Annotated in this window: 11 protein-coding genes; 5 read left to right on the top strand and 6 right to left on the bottom strand. The window is 70.4% G+C overall.

Annotated features, from left to right (window positions below; all coding sequences use genetic code 11):
• Positions 1 to 8: 8 nt before the first annotated feature.
• Entirely contained in the window at positions 9 to 1,286 is a 1,278-nt protein-coding gene (locus tag ACFYY7_RS14165; protein WP_388661288.1) for an outer membrane lipoprotein carrier protein LolA, read from the bottom strand.
• Positions 1,287 to 1,503: 217 nt separating this feature from the next.
• Entirely contained in the window at positions 1,504 to 2,514 is a 1,011-nt protein-coding gene (locus ACFYY7_RS14170; RefSeq protein WP_266730474.1) for a polyprenyl synthetase family protein, read from the bottom strand.
• Between the two features lie 156 nt (positions 2,515 to 2,670).
• On the opposite strand from ACFYY7_RS14170, the gene ACFYY7_RS14175 reads away from it, so the two are divergent.
• From ACFYY7_RS14175 to ACFYY7_RS14195, 5 genes are all read left to right on the top strand, one after another.
• On the top strand, positions 2,671 to 4,170 hold the full coding sequence (locus ACFYY7_RS14175; protein WP_388661291.1) for a peptide MFS transporter: 1,500 nt from the start codon (positions 2,671 to 2,673) through the stop codon (positions 4,168 to 4,170).
• Between the two features lie 9 nt (positions 4,171 to 4,179).
• Positions 4,180 to 6,174, top strand: coding sequence for a CocE/NonD family hydrolase (locus ACFYY7_RS14180; protein WP_388661294.1), 1,995 nt, complete (start codon positions 4,180 to 4,182; stop codon positions 6,172 to 6,174).
• Positions 6,175 to 6,345: 171 nt separating this feature from the next.
• On the top strand, positions 6,346 to 7,575 hold the full coding sequence (gene fahA, locus ACFYY7_RS14185; RefSeq protein ID WP_388661297.1) for a fumarylacetoacetase: 1,230 nt from the start codon (positions 6,346 to 6,348) through the stop codon (positions 7,573 to 7,575).
• Entirely contained in the window at positions 7,572 to 8,255 is a 684-nt protein-coding gene (locus tag ACFYY7_RS14190; protein ID WP_388661300.1) for a GPP34 family phosphoprotein, read from the top strand. Before fahA ends, ACFYY7_RS14190 begins: the two co-directional genes overlap by 4 nt.
• Positions 8,256 to 8,367: 112 nt before the next feature.
• Entirely contained in the window at positions 8,368 to 8,982 is a 615-nt protein-coding gene (locus tag ACFYY7_RS14195) for a Uma2 family endonuclease (protein WP_266689203.1), read from the top strand.
• 32 nt (positions 8,983 to 9,014) lie between these two features.
• Here the strand turns inward: ACFYY7_RS14195 and recQ are convergent, their stop codons facing one another.
• The 4 genes from recQ to nuoL form a co-directional block, all read right to left on the bottom strand.
• Entirely contained in the window at positions 9,015 to 11,015 is a 2,001-nt protein-coding gene (gene recQ / locus ACFYY7_RS14200) for a DNA helicase RecQ (RefSeq protein WP_388661302.1), read from the bottom strand.
• Positions 11,016 to 11,156: 141 nt separating this feature from the next.
• Positions 11,157 to 12,821 (bottom strand): NADH-quinone oxidoreductase subunit NuoN, encoded by a 1,665-nt coding sequence (gene nuoN / locus ACFYY7_RS14205; protein ID WP_376629759.1) that lies wholly within the window; start codon positions 12,819 to 12,821, stop codon positions 11,157 to 11,159.
• Entirely contained in the window at positions 12,818 to 14,389 is a 1,572-nt protein-coding gene (locus ACFYY7_RS14210; protein ID WP_388661305.1) for an NADH-quinone oxidoreductase subunit M, read from the bottom strand. The genes nuoN and ACFYY7_RS14210 overlap by 4 nt, the downstream gene beginning before the upstream one ends.
• Positions 14,390 to 14,394: 5 nt before the next feature.
• Positions 14,395 to 16,290, bottom strand: a complete 1,896-nt coding sequence (nuoL, locus tag ACFYY7_RS14215) for an NADH-quinone oxidoreductase subunit L (RefSeq protein ID WP_388661308.1) — start codon at positions 16,288 to 16,290, stop codon at positions 14,395 to 14,397.
• Positions 16,291 to 16,298: the final 8 nt, after the last annotated feature.

A 16,298-nucleotide genomic window follows, 5' to 3' on the forward strand; every position in this document is an offset into this window, starting at 1 on the left:
CCCCGGCGTCAGGAGGCGCTGTTCGCCGCCTTGACCAGCGCGTCCTTCGTGACCGCGCCGACGTACACCTTGCCGTCGTCCGTCATCAGGGCATTGACCAGGCGGGTCTTGAAGACCGTGCCCGAGCCGAACTTGCCGGTGACCTTGTCGCCCAGCGCGTCCAGGAACTGCTGGGCCTCGGCCGGGACATCGCCCGACGCCTTCGAGGGGAGTCCGGTGGCGCCCGGGGTGGTGATCTCGGCGATCGCGCTCCAGCCCTCGCCGATGACCTTCGTGTTCTTGGCGCCCGGCTCCCCGCCGCCGAGCTGCGCGGCGTCGGCGCCCGGGATCAGGTCGCCGAGGCCCTTGTCGGCCTTGTGCTGCGCCTTGGCGTCGTCGGCCTCGGTCACCTCGGTGCCCTTGGGCGGGGTGAAGGTGAACAGGGATGCGTCCGGCTTGCCGAAGTCGACCTCGGTGAACCCGGCGTCGACAACGGCCTTGCCACCGGCTGCCGGAAGCAGCGTGAACTTCAGCGGCACGCCGCTCTCCGCGTCGACCGCGACCGTGACCGAACCGATCGTGGAGCCGCTCTGCTTGGGCTTCACGACCAGCTTGTACGCGTCGCGCCCGGCGACCTGCGCGGTGCCGTCGACCGTCACCGACGTGGTGGGACCGGCGGCCTTCAGCACCTGCTCTGCGAGTGCCTTCGGGGTGGTGGGCACGCCCTCGGGAACGGGGTGCCCGGACTTCTTCCCGGCGTCCCGGCCGGCGTCCTTGCCCGCCTGCTTCCCGGTGGCGTGGTACGCCTGGTCGGACTTGCTGTCGTACGCCCAGACCTGATCGCCGTTGTGGATCAGGCTGTACTCGGACGCGTTGTCCAGGATCGACAGCCGCTGCTTGTCGGGGCCGTCGGCGGCGATCCGGAGGGTGTGCGTGCCGGATGCCAGCTCCGTCATCCGCTCCTGCGGGTCGGCGCTCGAACCGCCCTTGCCGCCGTCGCCGCCCGCGCCGCCCGGGGCGAAGGATCCGGCCAGGCCGCCGAGCGACGGGATGCCGAGGTCCGTGCTGATCTTCACCGTGCCGGAGAGCTGCTCGGTGTCCGAAGCGGCGATCTTCTCGATGAGTTCCTGTGCGCTGATCTTCGGCAGATCGGGGTCGCCGCTGCTCGCGAGCGCCGGGACGAGCCCGATCGTCGCGGCCGCGACACCCGCCACCGCGACCGGGACGATGTAGCGCGCCGCCTTGCGGCGGCCTGCGGCGGTGCCCCTGGTCCCGCCATTGGTCTCTGCGCTGTCGTTCGGTGCCATCTGTGCCCTACCTCCGTGGTCGGCGGCTTCCGTCCGGTTGCACTCGTCCACTCCGTGCCGCCATTCTCACCCGGTTTGGTCAGGAGTGGTTGTTCTCCATCTGACCAAACCGGGGGCACGGAGGCGTCAGCCCCCGGGAGCAACTCCGCGTACCTCTTCGGTATGACACCGCACGGCGTTCGCGCCCCCGTCCAGTAGGGGACACCGAGGAGACGGATCAGCCCGCGCGGTGCACCACCGCGTCGCACAGCTCCAGCAGCGCGGACTTGGCATAGCCCTCGGGCAGCGGCGTCAGCGTCGCGCGCGCCTCCTGGGCGTACCGGACGGTGTCCCGCCTGGCCTGCTCCAGCGCCGGGTGGGCGCGCAGCCTGCGCAGCGCCTCGGCGTGCCGGGCGTCGTCGCTGAGGTCGCCGTCGAGCAGCTCGACGAGCTCCAGGTCCTCCGGCTTCCCGTCGGCCGCCGCCTGCGCCCGCAGGTGGAGGACGGGGAGCGTCGGGATGCCCTCGCGCAGGTCGGTGCCGGGGGTCTTGCCGGACTCGTGGGAGTCGGACGCGATGTCGAGCACGTCGTCGGCGAGCTGGAAGGCGACGCCGAGCCGCTCCCCGTACTGGGTGAGGATGTCGACCGCGGACTCGTCCGCGCCGGCCATCATCGCGCCGAACCGGCAGGCCACCGCGATCAGCGAGCCGGTCTTGCCGCGCATCACTTCGAGGTAGTGCTCGACCGGGTCGCGGCCTTCACCCGGCCCCGCGGTCTCCAGGATCTGGCCGGTGACCAGCCGCTCGAACGCCTCCGCCTGGATGCGTACGGCCTCCGGGCCGAGGTCGGCCAGTATGTGCGAGGCGCGGGCGAAGAGGAAGTCACCGGTCAGCACGGCCACCGAGTTGCCCCAGCGGCTGTTGGCGCTGTCCACGCCGCGCCGCACGTCCGCCTCGTCCATCACGTCGTCGTGGTAGAGCGTCGCGAGGTGCGTCAGCTCGACGACGACGGCGGCGGGCACGATGCCCGGCGCGTCGCGGTCACCGAACTGGGCGGCCAGCATCGCCAGCAGCGGCCGGAAACGCTTGCCACCGGCGCGTACGAGATGCTGCGCGGCCTCCGTGATGAAGGGCACGCCGCTCTTGGTGGCGTCGAGCAGCCCGGACTCGACAGCAGCCAACCCGGCCTGGACATCGGCCTCAAGTGCCTGGTCCCGCACGCTCAGCTCGAACGGCCCGACGACGGTCACGAGGGGATCTCCTGTCTGCTGACGATCACACGGAATGTCGATGTGTCGCTGTCATCACTCAAGTCAGCGTATCCGGTCCCCTTTGGATCAACGTGGGCGCCTTCCCGCCACCCCCGGTATGTTCGGGATCAGCTCATACGATCAGGAGTCACCCCTTTGTCCCACACGGCCACCAACACCGAACCGAGTCAGCCGCCGCCCGAAGACGACCATGCGTTTTTCGGCCAGCCGCGGGGACTGATGACCCTGTCCGGCCTGGAGGTCTGGGAACGGTTCTCGTTCCTCGGCATGCAGGCGATCCTGGTCCTCTACTTCGCCGACACCGTCGCCCGCGGCGGCATGGGCATGGAGCCGGGCACCGCGGCCTCCGTCTCGGCCGCCTACGGAACCCTGGTCTACCTGGTCTCCGTCGCGGGAGGCTGGCTGGCCGACCGGATCCTCGGCTCCTACCGCGCCGTCCTGTACGGCGGAATCCTCATCGCCTGCGGGCATTACGCCATGGCGGTGCCCACCGACACCATGACGTGGGTCGGCCTCGGGCTGATCAGCGCCGGAACCGGTCTGCTCAAGCCCAATGTGGCGACCATGGTCGGCAAGCTCTACCGCACCGACGACGAGCGCCGCGACGCCGGCTTCGCCCTCTACTACATGGGCATCAACATCGGTGCGTTCCTCGGCCCGCTGGTCACCGGCTGGCTCGGGGACCACGCGAGCTGGCACTGGGGCTTCTCGGCCGCCGCCTTCGGCATGACGCTCGGGCTGATCCAGTACGTACTGGGCCGGCGTCACCTGGCCGGGCGAAAGCACAGCGCCGAATTCGCCCTCGCACCAGCACCCATGCGCCGCGCCATTCGGCTGATCGTGGCCGGCGCCGTCGTGGTCGCCGCCGTCGCCACCGCGCTCGCCCTGGCGGGCTGGCTGACCATGGACCGCTTCGTCGACCTGCTCACCCTGATCTCGGTGATCGCACCGGTCGTCTACTTCGCGGTGATGTTCCGCAGCCCGCAGGTCACCTCTCAGGAGCGCGGCAGGCTGCGCCCGTACGTGGTGCTGTTCCTGGCCTCCGTCGTCTTCAACTTCATCCTCTTCCAGGCGTACTCGACGATGATGCTGCTCGCGTCGACCAACGCCCGTACCGAGATCTTCGGCTTCCACTTCCCGGCGAGCTGGTACGCCTCCGCACTCGGCGCCTTCGAGGTCGCGCTCGCCCCGGTGGTCGCCGCCGTCTGGGCCCGGATGGGCCCGCGTCAGCCGCACGCCTCCAACAAGATCGCGATCGGGGTGATCCTCGGCGGGCTGTCCTTCCTGCTGATGGTGCTGCCGACCTCGGGGCACTCCGGCGACACCTACAAGATGGCCGCCTGGTGGATCGTCGGCTCGTACCTGCTGCTGGGGCTCGGCGACATCCTGCTGGAGACCTCCGGCATGTCCGCGACCACCAAGCTCGCCCCCAAGGCGTTCGCCAGCCAGACGATGGCGCTCTGGTTCCTCTCGCTGGCCCTCGCCAACGGCATCCAGGCACAGGTCGTGAAGCTGTACGGCGAGGTCTCCAACCCCGCCTACTTCGGTGTCAATGGCGCGATCGCGGTGGTGGCCGGTGTGGCCGTCATCGCCGCCGCACCCTGGCTCAAGCGCACCATGCACCCCGTCCATTGAGGTACCGCCATGCACATCCGCACCACGTTCCCGTACGACACCACCCATGAGGACGTCCGCATCCCGCTGCCGGACGGCACCCGGCTGTACGCCCGGATCTGGCGGCCCGTCACCGATGAGCCGGTGCCCGCGCTCCTGGAGTACCTGCCCTACCGGCTGAGCGACTGGACGGCGCCGCGGGACTGGCAGCGCCACCCCTGGTACGCGGGCCACGGCTACGCCTCCGTCCGGGTGGACGTGCGCGGACACGGCAACAGCGAGGGGCTGCCGGGCGACGAGTACGACGCGACGGAGCTGGCCGACGGCGTCGCCGTCATCGACTGGCTGGCCCGGCAGCCGTGGTGCTCCGGCCGGGTCGGCATGTTCGGCATCTCGTGGGGCGGCTTCAACTCGCTCCAGATCGCCGCGCTGGCCCCCGAGCCGCTGAAGGCGATCGTCACCGTCTGCTCGACCGACGACCGCTACGACAACGACGTCCACTACATGGGCGGCTCGGTGCTCGGCGTCGACATGCACGCCTGGGCGGCCACCATGCTCGCCTTCGTCTCCCGGCCGCCGGACCCGGCGCAGGTGGGCGACGGCTGGAAGGACATGTGGCTGAAGCGGCTGGAGACCGTGGACCCGTTCATCCACACCTGGCTGGCCCACCAGACCCGTGACGACTACTGGAAGCACGGCAGCGTCTGCGAGGACTACTCCGCGATCCGGGCGAGCGTCCTCGCCGTGGGCGGCTGGCACGACCCGTACCGCGACACCGTGCTGCGGCTCGTCGAGCACCTGGACCCCGGCCGGGTCCGCGGGCTGATCGGGCCCTGGTCGCACCAGTACCCGGACCGCGGGCTGCCGCCGGGGCCGTCGATCGGCTTCCTCCAGGAGACGCTGCGCTGGTGGGACCAGCATCTGAAGGACAAGGACACCGGCGTCATGGCCGAGCCGCTGCTGCGGGCCTGGATCAGCGAGTCGCACCGTCCCGCCACGGTGTACGAGACGCTGCCGGGCCGCTGGGTCGGTGAGGACAGCTGGCCGTCCCCGAACGTCGCGCCGATCGCGTACGCGCTCGGGGGCGGGCCGCAGACCGTCGACTCGCCGCAGCAGACCGGGCTGGACGCCGGACGCTTCTTCCCGTTCGGCAACGACGCCGACCTGCCGCCCGACCAGCGCGACGAGGACGCCAAGTCGGTCTGCTTCGAGTTCCCGGTCCAGGACGCTCCGATCGAGATCCTCGGCCGCCCCCGGGTGAAGCTGCGGATCCGGATGGACGCGCCGCGCGGCCAGGCGATCGCCCGGCTCTGCGACGTCGCGCCGGACGGCTCCTCCACGCTGGTCACCCGGGGCGCGCTCAACCTGTCCGCCCGCCACGGCCGCGACCGCGCGGAGGACTGGCCGGTGGGCGCCACCGAGGACGTGACCTTCGAGCTGAACGGCATCGGGCACACCTTCCCGCCCGGCCACCGGATCAGGCTCGCGGTCTCCTCCTCGTACTGGCCGTGGATCTGGCCGCAGGCCGGGTCGGTGGGCTTCACCCTGGACGCCGACGGCAGCCTCGTCGAACTGCCGGTGCGCCGGTCCGTGGAGGACCCCGCGATCCGGTTCGAGGAGCCGGAGCAGTCGGAGCCGCTCGGTGTCGTGTACCCGGTGACGCTCGACGAACAGCGCCCGGAGCGGCTGGTGGTCCGCGATGTCGCCAAGGGCGAATGGCGGCTGGAGGTCGACCCGCGCTACGGCGGCACCCGCGTCTACCCGGACGGCCTGGAGTTCACCGAGGACGCGCTGGAGACGTACACGATCCAGGAGAACGACCCGCTCTCCGCCCGCACCCGCTCCGACTGGGCGATCCGGCTGCACCGGCCGGAGATGGCGTGGGACGTACGGATCGAGACCCGCTCCGAGATCGGTGCGGACGACACCGACTTCATCACCTCCGACGAGGTGGTCTGCAAGGAGGGCGGCGAGGTCGTCTTCCACCGGACCTGGGAGAAGCGGATCCCGCGCACGGCCGGCTGACCGGACCCGGCTTCTGCCCACCGCCGTGCCCCGGACACCCGTCGCCGTGCCTCGCGCGCCCGGGGCACGGCGGAACTTTCCGGGCATCAGGGGCGGTTGGGACACTCCCGCGAGGGGGCGGCGGCGACGTAACGTGTCCCCCAAGCGACCTGGAAAGCGAGGCAGCAACACATGCCCGAGCAGAGCAGCCCGCTCGATCTGGCCGAGGGCGACCCCTTCGGTCCGCACAACCTTCCCTACGGAGTGTTCTCCACCCCCGATCACCCCGAGGACCGCCGGGTCGGCGTCCGCATCGGCAACCACGTACTGGACGCCGGAGCCGCGGCCCACACGCTCGGCTCGCCCTACGCGCAGCTCCTCGCCCAGCCGGACCTGACGGCGCTGCTGTCGGCCGGCCGCACCGCCTGGCGGGACGTCAGGCGGGCGCTGACCGCGTGGGTGACGGTCCCGGCCCACCGCGCGGACATCGAACCGCTGCTGCACCCTGTCGATTCCGTGACGCTCCATCTGCCGTACGCGGTCGCGGACTACGTCGACTTCTACGCGAGCGAGAACCACGCCACCAACGTCGGGCAGATCTTCCGGCCGAACGCCGAGGCGCTGACGCCCAACTGGAAGCACCTCCCGATCGGTTACCACGGCCGGTCCGGCACCGTCGTCGTCTCGGGCACGGACGTGGTGCGCCCCTCCGGCCAGCGCAAGGCGCCGGCCGATGCGGCGCCCGTCTTCGGCCCCTCCGTGAAGCTGGACATCGAGGCCGAGGTCGGCTTCGTCGTCGGCGTGGGCTCCGAACAGGGCCGCCCGGTCCCGCTCGGCGACTTCCGCGACCACGTCTTCGGGCTCTGCCTGCTCAACGACTGGTCGGCGCGGGACATCCAGGCCTGGGAGTACGTCCCGCTCGGCCCGTTCCTCGGCAAGTCCTTCGCCACCTCCGTATCGGCCTGGGTGACACCGCTGGAGGCCCTGGAGTCGGCCCGGATCGCACCCCCGGCCCGCGACTTCCCGCTCCTCCCCTATCTGGAGGACGCCGGCGAGGACGAGGACGGCGGCCTCGACCTGCGGATCTCCGTCGCGATCAACGGCCAGGTCGTCGCCGAGCCGCCGTTCGCCACGATGTACTGGACGGCGGCCCAGATGCTGGCCCAGATGACGGTGAACGGCGCGTCGCTGCGCACCGGCGACCTGTACGGCTCCGGCACGGTCAGCGGCGCCGAGCCCGGCCAGCGCGGCTCCCTCCTGGAGCTGACCTGGAACGGCCGCGACCCGCTGGACCTCCCGGACGGCAAGCGCACCTTCCTGGAGGACGGCGACACGGTGACCATGACCGCCTGGGCCCCGGGACCGGACGGCACCCGGGTCGGCATCGGCGAGGTCACCGGACGGATCGTGCCCGCGTCATGACCCCGCCCGCCCTGGAGCTCACGCTCCCCGAGGAACTGCTGCTGCTGGCGCTGGACCCGCAGCGCGGCAAGCCGCAGTGCTCCGGCCGTTCCCTGTCGTACGGGACGGCGGGCGCGGTGCTGCGGGAACTGGAGCTCCAGGGCCGGGTCACCGGACAGGGCGGCCGGACACGGGTGGTCAGCCCGCTCGCTCCCGAAGACCCGCTCCTCGCCCAGGTCCTGGGAAGCCTGTCGGACCCGGGCGTGGGCGGGCTCACGGGCGGCGTCGACACGCCGCTGTGGATACGCCGGACCGCCCCGCACATCGAGGAGCTCTGCCTGGAGCACCTGGTACGCCGCTCGGTCCTGCGCAGGGAGACCCACCGCCTGCTCGGCCTGCTCCCCTACCACCGCCACCCGGCTGTGGCCCCGGCCCTGTCGCTCGCCGTCCGCGACCGCTTCACGGCCGCCGAGGCCGCCGGCTTCCCGGACCCGCGCAGCCGCACCCTGGCCGCCCTGGTCTCGGCGATCGGCCTGTCGGGCGCGGTGTCCCGGGGCGGCCTGCGCAACCGTTGGGCGATGCGCGACCTGGTGGACGAGGAGTGGACCGCACACGCGGTGCACCGGAACGTCCGCCAGGACCGGGCGAACCGGAACGGCAGGAGCCGGCACAGCGGGGGCGGGGGCTCGGGGGACGACTGAGAGGCGCGGCACGTCAGCTTCGCACAGGCGTTCACGCGTTCAGGGGAACCCTCTTCAGTTCCCGGCGGATACGCTGGAAAGTCCCGCGAGACTCTGCGTCATGGGAGCACTGATGAGCGTCGAACCCGAGGCCCCCGAGCCGCGGTGGGCGGTTCCGCCCGTGGGCGGCTGGACCGCCGATGACCTGGACACACTCCCGAATCTGCCTCCGCACACGGAGCTGATCGACGGGAGCCTTGTTTTCGTGAGTCCGCAGACCCTGTTCCATTCACGGGCGGTCAGCTTCTTCGAATGGCAGCTGCAGTCGCTGGTGCCCCACGAATTCGAAGTCGTGCGCGAGTTCACCATCGACATCGACCGCTACAACCGGCCCGAACCCGATGTGATCGTCGTGGACGGCGAGATCATCCAGGACCCGAACCAGACCCGCTTCCCCGCCGAGTCCGTGCAGCTGGCCATCGAGGTCGTCTCCCCGGAATCCCTGACCCGGGACCGGGAGACCAAGCCCGTGAAGTACGCGCGGGCGAAGATCCCCCACTACTGGCGGGTGGAGAACCACGACGGCCGGGCGGTGGTCTACGTCTTCGAGCTGGAGCCGTCGACCGGGGCCTACACCTCCACCGGGATCTTCCACGACCGGATGAAGGTCTCCGTCCCCTTCCCCGTCGATCTCGATCTCACCGCGATCACCGCGCGCCGCCGGGCGGCGGACCCGGCCCCGGAGTAGACCGGTCCGAGGCGCCGCCCGGCCCGCACCGCTCACTCGTACTCGGGCGGCTCCTCGTCCCAGCCGAACTCGGGGTCCGGATCCGGGACCGGCGGGGCCGCCGGGGCCGGTACAGCTCTCAGGGACGGGGCCGGGGCCTCCGCACCCGGGGCCTCCGCACTCGGGCCCGCCTCGCCGAACGTCGCGAGCACCTCCAGCACCCCCTCCCCGTACGTCGCCAGCTTCTTCTCGCCCAGGCCGCTGATCCCGCCCAGTCCGGACACCGAGTCCGGCCGCACCGTGGCGATCTCGCGCAGGGTCGCGTCGTGGAAGATGACGTACGCCGGAACGCCCTGCTCCTTCGCCTGGGCGCCCCGCCAGGCCCGCAGCGCCTCGAAGACCGGGACGGCCTCGGGGGCCAGATCGGCGGCGGCCGTCTGGGACTTCGACTTGCGTTCGGCCTTCGTGGAGCGCGACGCGGGCTTGGGTGCCTCCTTGCGGAGCAGCACCTCGCGCTGCCGGCCGAGCACGGAGCCGCTCTCCTCAGTGAGCACCAGCGTGCCGTACTCGCCCTCGACCGCGAGCAGCCCCTGGGCGAGCAACTGCCGGACGACACCGCGCCATTCGGCCTCGGCCAGCTCCTCGCCGATGCCGAAGACCGAGAGCTGGTCGTGGTCGAACTGAATGACCTTGGCGGTCTTGCGGCCGAGCAGGATGTCGATGATCTGGCCCGCGCCGAACTTCTGCCCGCGCTCCCGCTTCAGCCGCACCACGGTCGACAGCAGCTTCTGCGCGGCCACCGTGCCGTCCCAGCTCTCGGGCGGGGTGAGGCAGGTGTCGCAGTTGCCGCACTCCGCCGACGTGGGCTCCTGGCCGAAGTAGGTCAGGAGCTGGGCGCGGCGGCAGCGGACCGTCTCGCACAGGGCGAGCATCGAGTCCAGGTGGGAGGCCGCCCGGCGGCGGAACGCCTCGTCGCCCTCGCCGCCCTGGATCAGCTTGCGCTGCTGGACGACGTCCTGGAGCCCGTACGCCATCCAGGCCGTGGACGGCTGCCCGTCACGCCCGGCGCGGCCGGTCTCCTGGTAGTAGCCCTCGACGGACTTCGGCAGGTCGAGGTGGGCGACGAAGCGTACGTCCGGCTTGTCGATGCCCATGCCGAAGGCGATGGTCGCGACGACGACCAGGCCCTCCTCGCGCAGGAACCGGGACTGGTGGACGGCGCGCGTGCCCGCGTCGAGCCCCGCGTGGTACGGGACGGCCTCGATGCCGTTGCGGCAGAGGTATTCGGCGGTCTTCTCCGTGGAGTTGCGCGAGAGGCAGTAGACGATGCCCGCGTCCCCGGCGTGCTCGTCCTTGAGGAAGGAAAGCAGCTGCTTCTTCGGGTCGGCCTTCGGCACGATCCGGTACTGGATGTTGGGCCGGTCGAAGCTGGCGACGAAGTGCTTGGCGTCGGGCATGCCCAGACGCTGGGTGATCTCCTGGTGCGTGGCGTCGGTCGCGGTCGCCGTCAGGGCGATGCGCGGTACGTCGGGCCAGCGCTCGCCGAGGACGGAGAGGGTCAGGTAGTCCGGGCGGAAGTCGTGGCCCCACTGGGCCACGCAGTGCGCCTCGTCGACCGCGAAGACGGAGATCTCGGCGCGCGAGAGCAGCGCGAGCGTGGAGTCCAGGCGGAGCCGCTCCGGGGCCAGGTAGAGCAGGTCGAGCTCACCGGCGACGAACTGGGCCTCCATCGAGCGGCGCTCGTCGAAGTCCTGCGTGGAGTTGATGAAGCCGGCCCGCACGCCGAGCGCCCGCAGCGCGTCCACCTGGTCCTGCATCAGGGCGATCAGGGGCGAGATCACGATGCCCGTACCCGCTCTGACCAGGGCGGGGATCTGGTAGCAGAGGGACTTGCCGCCACCGGTCGGCATGAGCACGACGGCGTCGCCGCCCGCCACCACATGGTCGACGATCGCTTCCTGCTCGCCGCGGAACGCCTCGTACCCGAATACCTTGTGCAGCGTCCGCCGTGCGTCGCTCTCGGTCACATCCATGGTCCCGCCCGTCGTGCCCATCGCTCTGTCCCCCGGGTCCGTCCCGCTTTTTCGTCCGTGTTGCCGCCGTCCCCTGCCACGATAGGCGCCGGATACGACAACGCCGGACGGGCTTGACTTCTCAAGCCCGTCCGGCGGCGGTCGCTGCTGCGTGGGAGTGCGCTACCTCACGAAGACTCCGGCCTGGCTCGCCAGGTCCAGGAAGTACTGCGGGGCCAGGCCCAGCACCAGCGTGACCGCGACTCCCACCGCGATCGTCGTCATCGTCAGCGGGGACGGGACGGCGACCGTGGGGCCGTCCGCCTTCGGCTCGCTGAAGAACATCAGCACGATGACCCGGATGTAGAAGAACGCGGCGATCGCCGAGGAGATCACACCGACGACGACCAGTCCGCCCGCGCCACCGTCCGCCGCCGCCTTGAACACGGCGAACTTTCCGGAGAACCCGGAGGTGAGCGGGATACCGGCGAAGGCCAGCAGGAACACCGCGAAGACCGCGGCGACCAGCGGCGAGCGGCGGCCGAGCCCGGCCCACTTCGACAGGTGCGTAGCCTCGCCGCCCGCGTCGCGCACCAGGGTGACGACGGCGAACGCGCCGACCGTCACGAAGGAGTACGCGCCCAGGTAGAAGAGGACCGACGAGATGCCGTCCGGGGTCGTGGCGATCACACCGGCGAGGATGAATCCGGCGTGGGCGATCGAGGAGTAGGCCAGCAGCCGCTTGATGTCGGTCTGGGTGATGGCGACGATCGCACCGCCCAGCATCGTGACGATCGCGACGGCCCACATGACCGGACGCCAGTCCCAGGCGAGGCCCGGCAGCACCACGTACAGCAGGCGCAGCAGCGCGCCGAACGCGGCGACCTTGGTGGCGGCGGCCATGAAGCCGGTGACCGGGGTCGGGGCGCCCTGGTAGACGTCCGGGGTCCACATGTGGAACGGGACGGCGCCGACCTTGAAGAGCAGGCCGGTCAGGATCATCGCGCCGCCGATCAGGAGCAGCGCGTCGTTGCCCATGGTGTCGGCGAGTGCCGGGTCGATCTGGGTGACGGAGCCGTCGACCACGTTGGCGATCGCCGCGTACGAGACGGAGCCCGCGTACCCGTAGAGCAGGGCGATCCCGAAGAGCAGGAACGCCGAGGAGAAGGCGCCGAGCAGGAAGTACTTCACCGCGGCCTCCTGCGACATCAGCCGCTTGCGGCGGGCGACGGCGCACAGGAGGTAGAGCGGGAGGGAGAAGACTTCCAGGGCCACGAAGAGCGTCAGCAGATCGTTGGCCGCGGGGAAGACGAGCATGCCGGCCACCGAGAAGAGGACCAGCGGGAAGACCTCGGTGGTGGTGAATCCGGCCTTGACCGCGGCCTTCTCGCTGTCGCTGCCGGGGACCGAGGCGGCCTGGGCGGCGAAGGAGTCCACATGCTTGCCGTGCGCGGCGGGGTCGAGCCGCCGCTCGGCGAAGGTGAAGACGGCGACCAGCGAGGTCAGCAGGATGGTGCCCTGCAGGAACAGCGTCGGCCCGTCGATCGCGATGGCGCCCATCGCGGCGATGTGCGCCTTCGTCGTGCCGTATCCGCCGGCCGCCAGTCCGACGACCGCGGCGAACGCGGCGGCCAGCGCGACGACCGTGAGGAAGACCTGCGTGTAGTAGCGGGCCCGGCGCGGCACGAAGGCCTCGACGAGTACGCCCACGACGGCGACACCGATCACAATGAGGACCGGGGCCAGCTGGGTGTACTCGATGACCGGGGCCTTGAACTTCTCGACCGGGGCGGCCGATGTCACCCCGCCCGCCATTGTCCACAAGCTGTGGACAGCTGTTGCGCTCACTTGGCGGCCTCCACCTCAGGCTGGGGGTCCTTCTTCTGGACGTCCGACATGGTGTGCTGCACCGCCGGGTTGACGATCTCCGTCAGCGGCTTCGGATAGACACCCAGGAAGAGCAGCAGCGCGATCAGCGGGAGGACCACCACCAGCTCCCGGACCTTGAGGTCCGCCATGCCCTGGACCTCGGCCTTCACCGGGCCCGTCATCGTCCGCTGGTAGAGGACGAGGACGTAGAGCGCGGCGAGCACGATGCCGGTCGTGGCGACGATGCCCGCCGCCGGGTACGCGCTGAACGTGCCGACCAGGACCAGGAACTCGCTGACGAACGGGGCGAGTCCGGGCAGCGACAGGGTGGCCAGACCGCCGATCAGGAAGGTGCCGGCCAGGATCGGCGCCACCTTCTGCACCCCGCCGTAGTCGGCGATGAGCCGCGAGCCGCGCCGGGTGATCAGGAAGCCCGCCACCAGCATCAGCGCGGCGGTCGAGATGCCGTGGTTGACCATGTAGAGCGTGGCGCCGGACTGGCCCTGGCTGGTCATCGCGAAGATGCCCAGGATGATGAAGCCGAAGTGCGAGATCGACGCATAGGCGATCAGGCGCTTGATGTCGCGCTGACCGACGGCGAGCAGCGCCCCGTACACGATGCTGATCAGCGCCAGGACGACGATCACCGGCGTCGCCCACTTGCTGGCCTCCGGGAAGAGCTGGAGGCAGAAGCGGAGCATCGCGAAGGTGCCGACCTTGTCGACGACCGCGGTGATCAGGACGGCGACCGGGGAGGTCGCCTCGCCCATCGCGTTGGGCAGCCAGGTGTGCAGCGGCCACAGCGGGGCCTTCACCGCGAAGGCGAAGAAGAACCCGAGGAAGAGCCAGCGCTCGGTGCTGGTGGCCATGGAGAGCGAGCCGTTCGCGCGGGCCTCGGCGATCTCGGAGAGCGAGAACGTCCCCGCGACCACGTAGAGCCCGATCACGGCGGCCAGCATGATGAGTCCGCCGACCAGGTTGTAGAGCAGGAACTTCACCGCGGCGTACGAGCGTTGCGCCGCCGCGTTCTCGTCGCTGCCGGTGTGCGCCCGGTCCCCGAAACCGCCGATGAGGAAGTACATCGGGATGAGCATGGCTTCGAAGAGAACGTAGAAGAGGAAGACGTCGGTGGCCTCGAAGGAGAGGATCACCATCGCTTCGACCATCAGGATCAGGGCGAAGAAGCCCTGGGTCGGGCGCCAGCGCGAGGACTTGGTCTCCAGGGGGTCGGCGTCGTGCCAGCCTGCCAGGATGACGAAGGGGATCAGCAGGGCGGTGAGCGCCATGAGCGCCACCCCGATGCCGTCCACGCCCAGTTCGTACCGGACGCCGAAGTCCTTGATCCAGGCGTGCGATTCGGTGAGCTGGTAGCGGTCGCCGCCGGGCTCGAAGCGGGCGAGCGCGATGCCCGCCAGCACGAGTGTGGCCAGCGAGAAGAGCAGCGCCAGCCATTTGGCGGTGGTGCGCCGGGCGGCCGGGACGGCGGCGGTGGCGACCGCGCCGATCGCCGGGAGCGCCGCCGTCGCTGTCAGGAGGGGAAAGGACATGGTGATCAGACCGCCCTCATCAGCAGGGTCGCGGCGATGAGAACCGCCGTACCGCCGAACATCGAGACCGCGTAGGTGCGGGCGTAGCCGTTCTGCAGCTTGCGCAGCCGGCCGGAGAGCCCGCCCATCGAGGCCGCCGTGCCGTTGACGACGCCGTCGACCAGGGTGTGGTCGACGTACACCAGGGAGCGGGTGAGGTGCTCGCCGCCGCGGACCAGGACCACGTGGTTGAAGTCGTCCTGGAGGAGGTCGCGGCGTGCGGCCCGGGTGAGCAGCGAGCCGCGCGGGGCGACGACCGGTACGGGCTTGCGTCCGTACATCGCCCAGGCGATGGCGACGCCGATGACGAGCACCACCATGGTGGCGGCGGTGACGGTCGTGGCGCTGACCGGGGCGTGTCCGTGGCTGTGGCCGGTGACCGGCTCCAGCCAGTTCAGGAAGCGGTCGCCGATGGAGAAGAAGCCTCCGGCGAAGACCGAACCGAACGCGAGGACGATCATGGGGATGGTCATCGACTTCGGGGACTCGTGCGGATGCGGCTCGTGGCCCTCCGCGTCGGGCTGCCAGCGCTTCTCGCCGAAGAACGTCAGCAGCATCACGCGCGTCATGTAGAACGCGGTGATCGCGGCGCCCAGCAGGGCCACCGAGCCGAGGATCCAGCCCTCGGTGCCGCCCTTGGCGAAGGCCGCCTCGATGATCTTGTCCTTGGAGAAGAAGCCGGACAGACCGGGGAAGCCGATGATCGCGAGGTAGCCGAGGCCGAAGGTGATGAAGGTGACCGGCATGTACTTCCGCAGCCCGCCGAACTTCCGCATGTCGACCTCGTCGTTCATGCCGTGCATGACCGAACCGGCGCCGAGGAAGAGCCCGGCCTTGAAGAAGCCGTGCGTCACCAGGTGCATGATCGCGAAGACATAGCCGATCGGGCCGAGCCCGGCGGCCAGGATCATGTAGCCGATCTGCGACATCGTCGACCCGGCGAGGGCCTTCTTGATGTCGTCCTTCGCGCAACCGACGATCGCACCGAAGAGCAGCGTGACCGCTCCGACGACCACGACGACCAGTTGCGCGTCCGGCGCGGCGTTGAAGATCGCGCCGGACCGGACGATGAGGTAGACACCCGCGGTCACCATGGTCGCGGCGTGGATGAGGGCGGAGACCGGGGTCGGGCCCTCCATCGCGTCACCGAGCCAGGACTGCAGCGGCACCTGGGCCGACTTGCCGCAGGCCGCGAGCAGCAGCATCAGGCCGATGGCCGTCAGCTTGCCCTCGCTGGTCTCCCCGGTGGCTTCGAGGACGGGGCCGAAGGCGAAGGTGCCGAAGGTGGTGAACATCAGCATGATCGCGATCGAGAGGCCCATGTCACCGACGCGGTTGACCAGGAACGCCTTCTTGGCGGCCGTGGCCGCGCTGGGCTTGTGCTGCCAGAAGCCGATGAGCAGGTACGACGCCAGACCGACGCCCTCCCACCCGACGTACAGCAGCAGGTAGTTGTCGGCGATGACCAGGATCAGCATCGCCGCGAGGAACAGGTTCAGATAGCCGAAGAAGCGGCGCCGGCGCTCGTCGTGCGCCATGTAGCCGATCGAGTAGATGTGGATCAGGGTGCCCACACCGGTGATCAGCAGCACGAACGTCATCGACAACTGGTCGAGCTGGAAGGCCACATCGGCCTGGAAGCCCTCGACCGGGATCCAGCTGAACAGCTTCTGGTGCAGCGTCCGGTCCTCCGCGCCCTTCCCCAGCATGTCGAGGAAGAGCACGACGCCGATGACGAACGACGCGGCGGCGAGCAGGGTGCCGATCCAGTGTCCGGCGCGGTCCAGCCGTCGGCCGCCGCAGAGCAGGACCGCCGCTCCGAGCAGAGGCGCCGCGACAAGCAGCGCGATCAGGTTCTCCACGATTCAAC

The sequence above is a fragment of the Streptomyces sp. NPDC001933 genome (assembly GCF_042890955.1).
GTDB lineage: Bacteria > Actinomycetota > Actinomycetes > Streptomycetales > Streptomycetaceae > Streptomyces.

What these genes read in the sequence shown, in the direction of transcription:
- fahA (WP_388661297.1), top strand. Translation starts at nt 6,346, where the DNA reads ATGCCCGAGCAGAGCAGCCCGCTCGATCTGGCCGAGGGCGACCCCTTC.
- ACFYY7_RS14165 (WP_388661288.1), bottom strand. Translation starts at nt 1,286, where the DNA reads ATGGCACCGAACGACAGCGCAGAGACCAATGGCGGGACCAGGGGCACC.
- ACFYY7_RS14195 (WP_266689203.1), top strand. Translation starts at nt 8,368, where the DNA reads ATGAGCGTCGAACCCGAGGCCCCCGAGCCGCGGTGGGCGGTTCCGCCC.
- ACFYY7_RS14190 (WP_388661300.1), top strand. Translation starts at nt 7,572, where the DNA reads ATGACCCCGCCCGCCCTGGAGCTCACGCTCCCCGAGGAACTGCTGCTG.
- recQ (WP_388661302.1), bottom strand. Translation starts at nt 11,015, where the DNA reads ATGGGCACGACGGGCGGGACCATGGATGTGACCGAGAGCGACGCACGG.
- ACFYY7_RS14210 (WP_388661305.1), bottom strand. Translation starts at nt 14,389, where the DNA reads ATGTCCTTTCCCCTCCTGACAGCGACGGCGGCGCTCCCGGCGATCGGC.
- ACFYY7_RS14180 (WP_388661294.1), top strand. Translation starts at nt 4,180, where the DNA reads ATGCACATCCGCACCACGTTCCCGTACGACACCACCCATGAGGACGTC.